Origin of the sequence: Mycobacterium montefiorense (genome assembly GCF_025823255.1) — a bacterium.
In the GTDB taxonomy this organism is placed as follows: Bacteria; Actinomycetota; Actinomycetes; order Mycobacteriales; family Mycobacteriaceae; genus Mycobacterium; species Mycobacterium montefiorense.
Window position 1 is genome coordinate 421793 of record NZ_JACKVL010000017.1, and the last position, 13160, is coordinate 434952.

Below are 13160 nucleotides of genomic sequence, written 5' to 3' on the forward strand. Positions count from 1 at the left end.
AGGGCGCCGTCGGCTCTTTACCTGGTGGGCGCGCTGACCTTCACCAATGTCTTGCCGATATTGGCGCCGGTGAACAGTCCGTTGAGGGCGTCCACGCACGACTCGATGCCATCAAAGATGGTCTGGCGGTGCTTGAGCCGGCCTTCGGCTTCCCATCGACGCAGTGCGGCAAAGGCTTCGTCGAAACGGCCCCATTGGTCGAGCGAGTTGAATCCCTGCATCAGCGCCGTCTTCGACAGCAGGTTCACGTAGTTGGTGGGCCCGGGGTGCTCACCGGTCAGGTAGCTGGAGATGACGCCGCAGAGCAACCCTTTAACGTGATCGCCCAGGCCAGCGGGGAGCCGATCACGAAGTTGCCCATGGTGGGATCGCCGTGTGCGACATCGATGATCCGTTGCGCCAGCTGCAGGCATTCGGTCGCCTCACCGACCTCCCACTTGGCCTGGGCGGCGGCATAGAACAGCCCGGCTGTCATCGCCGGGTCACCGATCGACTCGACGAGCGTGGCGAACTCCATCGCCATGGCAGCCGCCTCCCGGTGCTGGGAGTTAAACGTCAGCGTGGTGAGATGGCCCGCCATGCCGACGGCCAATGACCTCTTGTCGCCGGCCTGCGTGGTTAGCGCACGCAATTCGTCGAAACCAGTCTCGTCGGGCGTGCCGCCAACCTGAAACACGCTGCCGCACAGCAGGGCTCGCGGCGCGATGCGCATAGCCGGCCGGTCGGGGTGATCGTCGGGGAGCCGGTCCGCGAACCGCTCGGCCTGTTGCCAACTGGCCCGGGCCGCGCGGATATCACGTCCGCCATACCAGGTCCCGGCCTGCATGTACCACTCATAGGCTTGACGCAAATCCCCGGCCGCCGCGTACTGCGTGGCGACGATCGAGGCCTCCTGGCCGGTGAATTCGCCGTAGGTGCGCTGCAACACCGCAGCCACCCGGCGATGCAGTTCCGCTCTGCCGGCCTTCAATTGCGATTCATAGGCCACCGCCTGAATGAGCGGATGGCAGAAGGCGTACGTCGCGTGTGGTGTGAAGCCGACCTGTTCGACCAGTGCCGCCTGGACCAGTGGGGCCACGTCGACGGCTCCGAGCAGACATTTCAGCAATTCGGTGTCGAACTGCGCACCGATGACGGCGGCGGCGTTCAGGGTGCGCTTCGCCGTGGCGTTGAGCCGATCGATGCGTGCCCCGATGATGCCTTGCAGGCTGGCCGGAACATGGATTCTGCGCACTTCGCGCACACACACGTAGGCGCCCGGCGCGCCCTCGAGCTCGCCCCGCTCGGCGAGATCACGCACGATCTCCTCGGCGGCGAACGGCAGCCCGCCAGCCCGGTCGGCGATCACCGTCGACAATCCTGCCACCGAAGGGTCGGCCCCCAGCAGCTCGTTGATCAGTTCGGTGATGTACGAATTACCCAGTGGCTCAAGGGCGAACGAATGAGCGCCCGGGATCCGGGACAGCGGCCCCGAGTATTCGGGCCGATAGGCGACCAGCAGCGTCGCCTGCATCCCGGATATCGCCGCCGCGAATTCGGCGAGCAGCGATTCGCTCACGCTGTCGATCCACTGGGCATCGTCGATGACATAGATCGCGGACTCGGGCCGGGCCAGCGAAATGGTGTTGATCAGGTCGACCAGCCGGCGACGGCGGGCATCCGGGGTGATATCCGGGCACGGCATATCGGGGTCCCGGATGCCGAGCAAGTCGTCGAGCAGCACCAGATCCTCGACACCCGCCCCGGGGATTTCGGTGCGCACCCGCGCCCGCGCCACTTCGAGGGTGAGTCCGCCGAGACCGAAGACCGCGCGCAGCAGCCGGGAGATCACGTGGAACGGAATCTCGCGGGTGTGGGATTCGCAATAGGTGAAGGACACCTCGAATCCGGCATTGCGCGCTGCGGCTAACGACTCGCGGACCAGCCTGGTCTTGCCCACGCCCGGGCGGCCGGTCACCGTGATCACGGTTCCCGCACCGCGGCTGGCCTGTTCCAGCAGTTGCGCGACGGCGTCCTTCTCCCGCTGCCGCCCGACGAGACGGGACTGACGGCGCGGCTTGCGGTGTTCACCGTCGGCCGCCAGCAGGCGCCGGGCCGGCACGGTAGTGGCGAAACCCTTGATGTGCACGGTCTCAGGCTCGCCCAGCACGGTTCGGTCCTCGACGAGCCGTGCTGTCGACTCGCTGAGCATGACACCGCCGGGCGGTGCCATCGATTCCATCCGCTGGGCCATGCCCACCTGTTCCCCGACTGCGGTGTACCCGAGGTGGGTCGCGACCTCGCCGGCGATCACCTGGCCCGAATTCAGCCCGACCCGCAAGCGGAGGTCGATCCCGTCGCGGCGGCCCACCTCGACTGCCAGCTGGCGGACCACCTCCTGAATGTCGAGGGCCGCCAGGCACGCACGAAAAGCGTGATCCTCCAAGGTGATTGGTGCACCGAAAAGCGCCATGATGCCGTCACCGGTGAACTTGTCGACGGTGCCGCCGTAGCGCTGGACCACCGATGCCGACTGATTGACCAGCTCGGTCATCACCTCGCGCAGCCGCTCGGGGCCCAACGACGCGGCGATGTCCATCGACCGCACCACGTCCGCGAAGAGAACGGTCACCTGCTTGTATTCGGCCGTCTCGACGTTGGGTGCCAGCGGGGCGCCGCAGGAATCGCAGAAGCGCGCGCCTTGACGCGGCACTGAGCCGCACACCTGGCACACCGGCGATGCTGGCGTCACGTTTGAAACCCTAGGCGTTATCCCTGCTGGTGGGAACGCCCGAAAAGGCCACTAAGTTTGCTCGTCCGAATCGTCGTCGAGCACGCCGACCGCGATGCCGTACGGCAGGAAACGCACCTTGCGCTTCGGATCGACATTGTTCTTGTTAGCCCGCAACGCGTCGAGCTCGCTCGCGTATACCTGTTCGACGTGGGCACCACCCGTGGCGTCCACGGTGTAGATCGCCCAGACGCCGTCGCCGGCCTCACCGGCGGTTTCCGGTCCGGAGCGGGGCCGCCGTGCCAAGTCGTCGAAAAACGCCGACCAGCCCGTCCCGGCGCCTGGAGCGACCGCGAACCTGCTGATCCGCTGGAACACGTCGCGCAGCCCCTCGCCGCCCTCCCTGATCACCCGATCGAACTCCTCGGGATCAAATCCGAACGCTCCATGCTCGCCCACGTGGCCTCCTTGCAGCTCGTAGCGTTAAGCCCAGTGTGCGCCCGCGCGCGGCGATCCGCCACGAAGTTTACTCGCGGCCGAACCGCACCCGCTAGTAGCCGGGCCCCAAGAACGGGTTCTGCGAGTACCCTCCGCCGGGATATCCGCCACCCGGATATCCGCCACCCGGGTACTCCCCGGGATATTGCTGGGCCGGATACTGCGGAGCCGGGTTCGCGGGCGCCTGAGTCGCCGGCACCTGGATCGGGATCGGCACCGGCAGCAGCGGAACGTGGATCCACTGTGTGGTCATCGGCACCGTCGTCGTGGTGGTCGGTGTCGTCGGGGGCGGCGGCGGAGGCGGCTCGGTGGTCGGAGTCGTCATTGCCGTCGTGGGCGGCGGCGGAGGAGTCGTCGTCTGAGGTGGTGGCGGCGGCGGACGGTGTGTGGTGTAGACCGGCGGCGGCTGCGTGGTCACTACGACCGGCGGGGGCGGTGGCGGTGGCGACGGAGGCGGCGGTGGCGGCACCGAGCTGGGAATCGGCGCGGCAGTCGGCGGCGGCGGCACCGCCGTCGGAGGCGGCGGAGCCGGACTGGGCACCAGCGAGCTGACCGGTGGCAGCGGCATCGGCGCGACGGAGGGCGCCGGAGGAGCCTGGCGGTTTTCAATCCCCGTCAACGTGTATGCGACACCGCCGACCGCGGTCATGGCGACCAGGGCGAACATCCCGACGACCAACTGCGACAGCCGCACTCGCCGCCATGCCCGTCCCCGGGGTGCGTCGATCACGTTCAGGCGCATCGACCAGCCACCGGGATTACTTTCTTCGTCGAACGCCTCCGGTGTGTAAGGCACCCGGATATCTCCGGGGTATTCGGTTTGCGACCAAGCCAACTCGCGATCGGTGAGGGCTTCCTGGTCGATCACCAACAGATCACCGGCGGGCAGTTCGATGACGTCGCTGCCCGAAGACGCGGCAAGCAAGCCGACGGACGTGCGGGTGCGCAAGTCGACTTCTTCACCGCGCGCGGCCAGCAACAGCGCGCCGGCAGCGGCCGCGGATGCGGGTAGCGACGGCGACATGACCGGTCGGCGGCAGTGCACCGAAAGTCGTTCGTTGACAAGAGGAATGCTGGCTCCACCGCCGACAGTGATTACCGCGGAAAGATCGGGCCAGCCCTTGCGGTGCCGGCACAACATATCGTCGAACGCGTAGATGAGTCCGGTAAGCCGGTCCTGGATCAGGTCACCCAGCTCGTCACGGCTGAACTTCATGGTGGCCCGGCGACCGCCGAGCTCTGCCGCGAATTCCGTTGTTCGCTCGGTGGATAACTGCTCTTTGGCGGAACGGCACTGCTCGCGCAGCCTGGCGAGCTGCCCGACCGCGGCGGTGCTGGCCGGGTCGATACCGCTACCGTGCCCCAGCTCCTCGAATACGCAGAGCAACAACGCCTGGTCGATCTCGTCACCGGAGAAGTCGGTGTAACGCATTGTGGCGCTGATCGGTTTAAAATCACCCGCGAGGTCAACCAGCGTCACTGACGTGCCCGAGCCGCCGAAATCAAGCAATCCGACGACACCGGTTGCGGCAAGGCACAGCTCGGCGTTCGCCGCGGTCAACGATGCGATCGCATCCGACACAAGGCGCGGTGCCATACCGCTTCGGACGAAGCCCAGATGTGTCCGCAATCCGTTGCGTAATGCCTGTGTAGTAGCGGGTTTCCAGTACGACGGGACGGCGATCGAGATCTCCGAGGAACCCGCGTCCGCACCTGCTGCCAACACCATCGCGTCCAGTGCCTCGACCATCAACAGGTCGGGGTCGTGCGCGGAGCCGTCGCCGGACACCAGCGCTACCGAGTCGCCGACGCGGTCGACGAACCCGCTCATCAACATGCCGGGCTCAGTAAGGTTCGGATTCTCGTCGGGGAGACCAACTTTCGGTGCGCAGTGCGGGTACAGCGTCAGTACCGCACGACGTGAAACCGGCGGGCTTTCGCTACGCGCTGCGACCAGGTTCGTGGTTCCGATCGACAACCCAAGTGGGTCGTACATAGAGCGAATACTTCCGTCTATAGGGGTCGGTGGCCAGCGTTAACGATAGCCGCGGACACGCGCAAAGCCGATGCTTCGCAATGCCATTGGTATCCGCTCGATGCGGTTGCGTCATCGAAGTGGTACCGCAGACCCCTTGACAAAAAGCCGCGTATCAGACCACGGTGAGCGGCAGCGAACGCCTCGGTTCAAACTGGAATGTCGCACCGCCGCTGACTCTGACCACCGAAACCTCTGGCAGTTCCTCGGCGCGCGTGTCAGTTTCGATCAGCTCCGCAGTCCAGTCGGTGGCCGTTCCGCTAACTCGGACTTCGATGTGGGGTTCCACCGCAGTGGCGATCGCTTGTAGCGGCGCAACGGTTCGGGGTGAGCACAACGAGATCCACGAAGCGTCGTCGTGCGCCGGCGACGGCGCGACGTGCAGGCGGTTCGACTCCACCTCTGCGGCAACGTAGCCCACGGGATTCAGCAGCGGATGCAGCTCGAGGACGCGGCACACTCCTTGGATCCCGCCGGGAAGTTTCAGGGCGTGGTGAATGCGTTCGGCGGCCAGGCCCGCGATGCCGATCAGGCCGCGGGTGCAGACCCCGAGGGCTTCGGCCTCGTCGGCGGCACGCGCTCGCACCGCGATCGCGAACGACAGATAGAGCAGGTGCATCTGCAGGCAGACCTCGTCGGCCATCCGGACCAGGGCCGAATGCGAGAAGGCGGCAAAGTCGAAATCGGAGAGCAACGGACCCGAGTAATCCGCCTGCCCCTCGTCCGAGCGGTCGATGGCATCGAGTTCCCATGTCGCAGCCCGGGTTTGGCTAACGATGTGCAGGGCCGGGATGCTTTGGGCTTCGGGATAGGACTCGTCGATGATGACGGTCCACGCGCAGTGCGGCTTCCGGTCCGCCGGGGTCCGCGGCGGCCGGTGCAGCGGTCGCACCTGGGCGCGCGCGTTGGTCGCTATCGCGGTGGCGTCGAAAGTCGGATCCTCGATGGTGTGGCACATCCCGAACACGTACTGCTCGCCCATCGGCTCCACGTCGAGCAGGGCGCCGCAGTGGTCGAGGTGGAATTCGCCATTCCATCGGTCGTGCACGGTGTAGCGGAAATCCATGAATTGCGGTGGGGCGCCGATGTCGAGCTGCAGGCCCTTGAAGATGGTGGGCACATCGTTGCCCACGTAGTTGAGCGCTTGCTGCATGCGCCTGGTGTAAATGGGGCTGGCGCCCGCCCATTCCTCGATGGCGATCTGCACCATCTCCTCGCGACCGAACGAGGAAATACACCAGGCCATCCCAGATCGGTCGATCAGCTGGCCGATCAGCAGTAACTCGGGTACAAGGACGGCCAGCTCTGCACGGGACAACTGCGCATAGCGCGAGGGGCTGCTCACGCTACAAAAATAGATGTATCTATGTTATAAAGTCAACAATGTCTATTGCTGCAGGCCAGACACCCGGGCGTTCCGTCAGTCCGACCCGGCGTACCAGTGCGCCGCGCAAGCGTGGCGACGACACCCGGGTGAAGATCATCGACGAGACGGTCCGCTGCATCCAGGAGGAGGGGTTCGCCGCCGCCACTGCCAAGCACGTGGCCGAACGCGCCGGCGTCACCTGGGGCGTCATCCAATACCACTTCGGGGATCGCAACGGCCTGCTGATGGCCGTTGTCGACGATGGAGTGGACAGACTGATCGAGAGCCTGTCGTCGGCAGACGTCAGCGCGCTACCGCCGCAACAGCGCATCGAGGTCGTCATCGACACCGCATGGAGTTGCTACAGCAGCCCGACGTCGATGGCCGCCTTCGAAATCCTGCGAGCCACCCGCGGCAGCCTGGGTCAGTCCTCGCGACGGCACCTGCTCGAAATGAACTCGGCGATCGCCCAGCTCGGCCGGCTGATCACTACTGATCCGGCGAATATCGGTGTGGCCGAGGTGATTTGGGCTACGCTGCGGGGTGTGGTGCTGGCCCAGATGGTCACCGGAACCGCCATCGATTGGAGCCTGGAACGACGGGCCCTGATCGACATGGTCACCCGTGTGCTGCAATGACGGGATGACCCTCGACGATCTTGCCGACATCGAAGCCATCAAGCAAGTGAAATACCGCTATTTGCGCGCGCTGGACACCAAGCACTGGGACGACTTCAGCGACACACTGACCGAGGACATCAAGGCCGACTACGGGCCGTCGATCGGTAACGAGCTGCACTTCACCAACCGCGCCGACTTGGTCGAGTGCATGCGTACGTCGCTGCCCGGCAACGTCGTCACCGAGCACCGCGTGACCCATCCGGAGATCATCGTCGACGGCGACACCGCTACGGGCAGTTGGTATCTGCAGGACCGGGTGATGGTCGCCGAGCTCAACTTCATGCTGATCGGTGCGGCCTTCTACCGCGACACCTATCGGCGCACCGACGGCGGCTGGAAGATCAGCGGCACCGGCTACGACCGAACCTATGACGCCACAATGTCGTTGGAGGGCATGAACTTCACGCTCAAACCCGGTCGCGCCATCAAGAGCGCCGACTGAAAGCTATTTGTTGGTGATCGCGATGACTGCGCCGGGCCGCAGCCATTTCATGATCGACACCAGCTGAGCATCGTCGACCGCAACGCAACCCTCGGTGGGCTGGCCGTCGGTGGTGTGGAAGAAGAACGCGGCACCGCCGCCCGGGGTCTTGTTCTTGTTGACGCCCATCACGACCGCGTGCTTGTACTGCGGGATCTGCAGGTTCTCGCTGTCAGCCGTGTTGAACGGGCACTGCGCCTTCTGGCACACCTGCATCGAGTTGAAGGTGGGGCTGTGGTCGTCGCCGCTCCACCAGTAGTTGGATCCGGAGACTTGGGTGTATTGCAGCCCGGTACCGGGATTCGGCGCTGTGCCGAATGCGGAGTCGAGGCTGTAAACGCCCATCGGCGTGGCGGGAACACCACTGCGCGCCTGCGGCGCCATGCCCGCCGAGCCGACATGCGTCGGAACGCCGGTGCGCAGCGCCTGCCAACCGGCGGCGGAGCGTTGGTAGATGTCCATTGTCGCGTTCGAGCCGCCGGTGCTGACGACCGAAACCACCTGTGTGGCATTGCCAACCGCGTTCGCAAACCACGGAGTCCCGGCCGAGGTGACTGCCGGGGCGGCACTTCCCATTGGTGCGAGCACAAGCGATACCCAAACGAAGCACGCTATAGCGCACAGCGGAGCTAGCAATCGGCGCATACACTCCATCGTCAGGTGACGCCAACCTCAGGGTCAAGTCAAGCTTTAGCCCCAGTTGGGTCACGGCGCTGTGACCAATGAAAGACCCAGCGCGCCACGGGCTTAGGCCGAAGCACCGCCAAGCACACCAACACATACAGATATCCCAGCGCCCAGCCGGCCACCACGTCGGACGGGTAATGCACGTTCAACGTGACCCGCGAGATCCCGACCAACACCACGCAGAGCGCGCCCACCGCGATTGCGGCGCGACGCATCGCCCAGCCCATCATTGGCACCACGAATGCCAGCAGCGCGAGCCAGCCGGCCATCGTCTCGAACGCGTGCCCCGACGGAAACGACGTCTGGGGCACGGGCACCAGCATGGTCGACGGTCGCGGACGATTCGCCAGCCCCTTGGCCGCCAGCGACACAAACCCGTTCAGCATGCCGCAAGCCACCAACAGCAGCGCCGCGCGGACGTTGCGTCGCAGCAACGCCACCACCGCCGCCACTGTGTCCAGCAGCCGCAGTGGGTCCGGCCCCAGCCAGAACGACACCGCATCCCAGAACCGCACCCACGCCGGATGCTTGACCGCGACGTCGTGCGAGGCGTTCAGCGACGACCAATCGATCCAATGCAGCCAGCCCCAATTTCGGGAGTAGCCCACCCACATCGACACGTAGACCACCACGGCCAGCACAGCGAGGTAAACGGCCATGGCGGTCCGGCTGCGGGTCATCCCTAAGCGATACCAGGAGCACCAGACGGGTTGGTGACCCCCTCCCGGTTCCGCGTCATACTGGCGTCATGGCGGTCTTTGTCCGCAGGTTGCTCGGCATCGGCAAGCTACCCGACGATCTGCATGCTCAGGTCGAGGCGGAGGGCCTGCTCTATCTTGCCGATTTTGTCGCGGTGACCAGGCGGTTCGGCGGCGTCATCCCGGGTGTGCGGTTGCCGCACAGCGTCGCCTACTACACCGGCTCGCTGGTGCTCACCCGGCAACGGGTGCTCGCCACGCTGTCGATGCTGCCGAAGCTGGCCGGCGTCACCGTCGACGTGCCCTGGGACGCGGCACAGGCCGGCGCGGCCACAGCCGAGATCTCGTCGGAGGGGCTGGAGGTCAACGTCGACGTCGCGCAGGTTGACGAGAGGTTCAGCGGCGAGCTCTCGCTGCAGTACAAGGCCGCTATCCCGGCAGACGTGCTGAGCGGACTGCCGCTGCGATCGTTGACTTTTGACATGACGCCGGACTGCGTCGTCCGGGCGGTCGGCGTTACCTATTCTCCGTGATTGTCATCCGCGGCCACGGCGGCTGCCGGAGCACGGCCAGGCTGCCGATGACCGCCGCGAGCAGGCCGGTGAGCACTCCGATCAGTGCGACGCGATTCGCGTCGACGGCGGGCACCCAGGTCGCCTTGCCCTGGTGGATGACGAAGACGCCGAGTGGCCTTTCCGCCAGGATCACAGTGACGCCGTCGGCCGTCTCGTAGGGCTCGCCGTAGACGCGCCGGGCGCCGCGGTCGATGGGCAGCTGGTTGAGCACGTCGGAATACTTCACTGCACGCTCCCTTGGCTTGCCGTTGATAGATTTGACGCTAATGCCATTCTCCCCCGGCGAGTCCCCCGATGGCGCTGTGAGCGAACACGCGTTCAGCCCACAAGACCGCCGCGTCGTCTATCGGGTGATCGCCGAACGGCGGGACATGCGCCGGTTCGTGCCCGGCAGCGCGGTGTCCGAAGAGGTGCTGGCCCGCTTGCTGCAGGCCGCGCACGCCGCGCCCAGCGTCGGGCTGATGCAGCCGTGGCGTTTCATCCGGATCACCGACGACGCGGTGCGCCGCGACATCCATGCCCTCGTCGACGAAGAACGCCCACGCACCGCGCAAGCGCTGGGACCGCGGGGCGGGGAATTCCTGCGACTGAAGGTCGAGGGCATACTCGAGTGCTCCGAGCTCCTCGTGGTGGCGCTGGCCGACAAACGCGACGTCCACATCTTCGGCCGGCGCACGCTACCGCAGATGGATCTCGCGTCGGTCTCCTGCGCGATCCAGAACCTGTGGCTGGCCGCCCGGGCCGAAGGGCTTGGCGTCGGTTGGGTCTCGCTGTTCGACCCGCAACCGCTGGCCGAGCTGCTGGGCATGCCGTCGGATGCCGAGCCGGTGGCCATCCTGTGCGTGGGCCCGGTGCCCGAGTTTCCCGATCGGCCGGCGCTGGAGCTCGACGGGTGGACCCACGCACGACCCCTGTCGGAGTTCGTCTCCGAAAACCGATGGTCTCAGCCGCCGGACACCCGGCCCGTGTGACGCACGCGCGTAGCTGGCACTACCCGGCATCGAACGTGCGCTCCGGGCTGGGAAATCGCCGAAAACCCGCCCTCAGAGCACGTTCGGCGAAGGGGGTCAAAGTGGCTGCGGTATCGTCGCCGGTCGGCAAGGCATGGTAGGGAGGTGTCCGTGACGGGCGACAATGTACTGATCGTGCACTGGCACGACCTCGGGCGCTACCTCGGCGCCTACGGTCACCCGGACGTCGACAGCCCGCGATTGGACCAGCTCGCCACCGATTCCATCCTGTTCACCCGCGCCCACGCCACCGCGCCGCTGTGCACGCCGTCGCGGGGGTCGTTCTTCACCGGCCGCTACCCGCAAAGCAACGGGCTGGTCGGCCTCGCCCATCACGGCTGGGAATACCGCGCCGGAGTCCAAACGCTGCCCCAGATACTCTCTGAATCAGGCTGGTACTCAGCACTTTTCGGTATGCAACACGAGACGTCCTATCCGAAACGCCTGGGCTTCGACGAGTTCGACGTGTCAAACTCCTACTGCGACTACGTGGTGGACAAAGTCCAGGATTGGCTGCACAACGACGCCCCGCAGCGCGGTGAGCAACCGTTCTTGCTGACCGCGGGATTTTTCGAAACCCACCGCCCCTACCCACGGGACCGCTACCAGCCGGCCGACAGCGCGACCGTCGAGCTGCCCGATTACCTGCCCGACACCCCGGAGGTACGCGGCGATCTCGCCGACTTCTACGGCGCCATCACCACGGCCGACGCCGCGGTTGGCCGGATTATCGACACGCTGACCGAAACCGGCCTGGATGCCAACACCTGGGTGGTGTTCTTCACCGATCACGGCCCGGCCTTGCCGCGCGCGAAATCCACGCTGTACGACGCCGGAACCGGCGTCGCCCTGTTGATCCGCCCGCCGACCGGCCGGGCGATCCCACCCCGGGTCTACGACGAGCTGTTCAGCGGTGTCGATCTAGTCCCGACGTTGCTGGAATTGCTGGGCCTCGACGTGCCGGCCGATATCGAGGGCATCTCGCACGCCCACGCCCTGATCGCGGCCGATACCGCGGCCGATCCGGTGCGTGAGCAGGTGTACACGATGAAGACCTATCACGACTCGTTCGATCCGATTCGGGCAATCCGCACAAAGGAATACAGCTACATCGAGAACTACGTGCCACGCCCGCTACTGGACCTGCCCTGGGACATCGAAGAGAGTCCATCCGGTTTGGCGGTCGCGCCGTTCGTCAAGTCGCCGCGGCCGGAACGCGAACTCTACGATCTGCGAACCGATCCCACCGAGACCACCAATCTGCTGACCGAGGGCGATTCGGGCATGGACGCAATCGCCGCCGATCTGGCTGTTCGCCTTAATGATTGGCGCCAGCGCACCGGAGACGTGATTCCGTCGGACTTCGCCGGCAGCCGCATCGCGATGCGTTATACCGAAACGTATCTACAAATCCATCACACGACGCCGACCAGCCGATCCGCGATCGCCGCCGACCGCGGCGTCGAGGAGTAAGCACCCTATCCGTCGGTGCGGCGGGCACCGCCGACCTCGGCGACGATGAACACCCGCCGGAACGGGAAGATCGTCGTGCCGTCGGCGCGGGCCGGGTAGGCGTCGTCCAGCAGCGGGATCAGCTCCTCACGGAACTTCTCCCAGCCCGCGTCGTCAAGCCGATCACGCACCGGAACCAGCGCGGTACCGGTAATCCATTCCAGCACTGGGTGTTCCCCGGTCAGCTGGTGCAGATACGTAGTCTCCCAAGCATCGACCCGGCAGCCCGCATCCATCAGCAAATTGGCGTAATGCGCCGGCGGCTGGACCACCGCACCCACCCGGAAAGGTATGTCTTTCAGCGTCTTTGCGTAATGTTCGCGGCGCGCGACCGCCCGCACCGCGGCATGCGACGGAGTTTCGAAGTTACCCGGAATCTGGACCGCGATCCATGATCGATCCGGCAGTTGGCCGGCCCACCGGACCAGCAGGTCGGCGTGCTCGGGTACCCAATGCAGGGCCGCATTGCTGACCACTACGTCGGTGTCGGGTTTCGGCTTCCACTCGCGCAAGTCGCTGACCGAGGCATCGATGCCACGTTCCCGGGCCGCTGCCACCATCTCCGGCGAGGTGTCCATCGCCTCGATGGCCGAGCCCGGCCAGCGCTTCTCCAGGTACTTCGTCAGGTTGCCGGGTCCGCAGCCCAGGTCGACGACCCGGCGCGCCCGCTCGGCCCCCACTCTCGAAAGCAAGTCGTAGAACGGGCGGCTGCGATGGTCTGCAAATGCCAGGTAGACGTCTGGATCCCACATGTCGGTCCTCCTGATCAACACCGCAGCCATTCGGCCATCTAGACCAAACCGTATTACCGTATGGTGCCCCCGCGCGCCCCGAGTGGGCCCGGAATTCTGCATCGGAACTCATAAAACGCCCAGGATTTGCCACCGTGGCGGGATAGCATCGGCGTT

The 13160-nt window shown here is 65.7% G+C and carries 13 protein-coding genes and 1 pseudogene; 5 read left to right on the forward strand and 9 right to left on the reverse strand.

The genetic code is table 11. The features are described from left to right. Positions 1–17: 17 nt before the first annotated feature. The 5 genes and pseudogenes from H7K34_RS21975 to H7K34_RS21995 form a co-directional block, all read right to left on the reverse strand. Positions 18–308: pseudogene (locus H7K34_RS21975) on the reverse strand (NADP-dependent oxidoreductase); the annotation flags it as partial. Beyond that, complete coding sequence (locus tag H7K34_RS21980) at positions 278–2731, reverse strand: ATP-binding protein (RefSeq protein WP_308203145.1); 2454 nt, start codon at positions 2729–2731, stop codon at positions 278–280. The gene H7K34_RS21980 and the pseudogene H7K34_RS21975, both read right to left, overlap by 31 nt. 51 nt (positions 2732–2782) lie before the next feature. Further along, entirely contained in the window at positions 2783–3169 is a 387-nt protein-coding gene (locus tag H7K34_RS21985; protein WP_264064132.1) for a hypothetical protein, read from the reverse strand. Between the two features lie 91 nt (positions 3170–3260). Further along, positions 3261–5204 (reverse strand): Hsp70 family protein, encoded by a 1944-nt coding sequence (locus tag H7K34_RS21990; protein WP_264064133.1) that lies wholly within the window; start codon positions 5202–5204, stop codon positions 3261–3263. A gap of 154 nt (positions 5205–5358) precedes the next feature. Next, on the reverse strand, positions 5359–6588 hold the full coding sequence (locus tag H7K34_RS21995; protein WP_264064134.1) for a hypothetical protein: 1230 nt from the start codon (positions 6586–6588) through the stop codon (positions 5359–5361). Positions 6589–6626: 38 nt separating this feature from the next. Between H7K34_RS21995 and H7K34_RS22000 the strand changes: the two genes are divergently transcribed. Further along, positions 6627–7247: a TetR/AcrR family transcriptional regulator gene (locus H7K34_RS22000; protein ID WP_264064135.1), complete on the forward strand. Its 621-nt coding sequence runs from the start codon at positions 6627–6629 to the stop codon at positions 7245–7247. Between the two features lie 4 nt (positions 7248–7251). After that, positions 7252–7731, forward strand: coding sequence for a nuclear transport factor 2 family protein (locus H7K34_RS22005; RefSeq protein WP_264064136.1), 480 nt, complete (start codon positions 7252–7254; stop codon positions 7729–7731). Positions 7732–7734: 3 nt separating this feature from the next. Here H7K34_RS22005 and H7K34_RS22010 read toward each other — a convergent pair whose 3' ends face one another. Both H7K34_RS22010 and H7K34_RS22015 read right to left on the reverse strand, forming a co-directional pair. Further along, positions 7735–8415: a L,D-transpeptidase family protein gene (locus H7K34_RS22010; RefSeq protein ID WP_264064137.1), complete on the reverse strand. Its 681-nt coding sequence runs from the start codon at positions 8413–8415 to the stop codon at positions 7735–7737. Positions 8416–8453: 38 nt separating this feature from the next. Further along, positions 8454–9137 (reverse strand): phosphatase PAP2 family protein, encoded by a 684-nt coding sequence (locus H7K34_RS22015; protein ID WP_264064139.1) that lies wholly within the window; start codon positions 9135–9137, stop codon positions 8454–8456. Between the two features lie 68 nt (positions 9138–9205). Here H7K34_RS22015 and H7K34_RS22020 point away from each other — a divergent pair, with 68 nt between their 5' ends. Continuing rightward, positions 9206–9688, forward strand: a complete 483-nt coding sequence (locus H7K34_RS22020; protein WP_264064140.1) for a hypothetical protein — start codon at positions 9206–9208, stop codon at positions 9686–9688. On the opposite strand, the gene H7K34_RS22025 is transcribed toward H7K34_RS22020, so the two are convergent. Then, complete coding sequence (locus H7K34_RS22025; RefSeq protein WP_108922189.1) at positions 9672–9956, reverse strand: hypothetical protein; 285 nt, start codon at positions 9954–9956, stop codon at positions 9672–9674. The genes H7K34_RS22020 and H7K34_RS22025 overlap by 17 nt on opposite strands. 40 nt (positions 9957–9996) lie before the next feature. On the opposite strand from H7K34_RS22025, the gene bluB reads away from it, so the two are divergent. Further along, positions 9997–10701 carry a 5,6-dimethylbenzimidazole synthase gene (gene bluB, locus H7K34_RS22030; RefSeq protein WP_276059904.1) on the forward strand — a complete coding sequence of 235 codons (705 nt, stop codon included), beginning with the start codon at positions 9997–9999 and terminating at the stop codon, positions 10699–10701. Between the two features lie 150 nt (positions 10702–10851). Beyond that, positions 10852–12213 carry a sulfatase family protein gene (locus H7K34_RS22035; protein ID WP_264064142.1) on the forward strand — a complete coding sequence of 454 codons (1362 nt, stop codon included), beginning with the start codon at positions 10852–10854 and terminating at the stop codon, positions 12211–12213. A gap of 5 nt (positions 12214–12218) precedes the next feature. Here H7K34_RS22035 and H7K34_RS22040 read toward each other — a convergent pair whose 3' ends face one another. Further along, entirely contained in the window at positions 12219–13004 is a 786-nt protein-coding gene (locus H7K34_RS22040) for a trans-aconitate 2-methyltransferase (RefSeq protein WP_264064143.1), read from the reverse strand. Between the last annotated feature and the right edge of the window lie 156 nt (positions 13005–13160).

What these genes read in the sequence shown, in the direction of transcription:
- H7K34_RS21990 (WP_264064133.1), bottom strand. Translation starts at nt 5,204, where the DNA reads ATGTACGACCCACTTGGGTTGTCGATCGGAACCACGAACCTGGTCGCA.
- H7K34_RS22010 (WP_264064137.1), bottom strand. Translation starts at nt 8,415, where the DNA reads ATGCGCCGATTGCTAGCTCCGCTGTGCGCTATAGCGTGCTTCGTTTGG.
- H7K34_RS22020 (WP_264064140.1), top strand. Translation starts at nt 9,206, where the DNA reads ATGGCGGTCTTTGTCCGCAGGTTGCTCGGCATCGGCAAGCTACCCGAC.
- H7K34_RS22005 (WP_264064136.1), top strand. Translation starts at nt 7,252, where the DNA reads ATGACCCTCGACGATCTTGCCGACATCGAAGCCATCAAGCAAGTGAAA.
- H7K34_RS22000 (WP_264064135.1), top strand. Translation starts at nt 6,627, where the DNA reads ATGTCTATTGCTGCAGGCCAGACACCCGGGCGTTCCGTCAGTCCGACC.
- bluB (WP_276059904.1), top strand. Translation starts at nt 9,997, where the DNA reads ATGCCATTCTCCCCCGGCGAGTCCCCCGATGGCGCTGTGAGCGAACAC.
- H7K34_RS22015 (WP_264064139.1), bottom strand. Translation starts at nt 9,137, where the DNA reads ATGACCCGCAGCCGGACCGCCATGGCCGTTTACCTCGCTGTGCTGGCC.
- H7K34_RS22040 (WP_264064143.1), bottom strand. Translation starts at nt 13,004, where the DNA reads ATGTGGGATCCAGACGTCTACCTGGCATTTGCAGACCATCGCAGCCGC.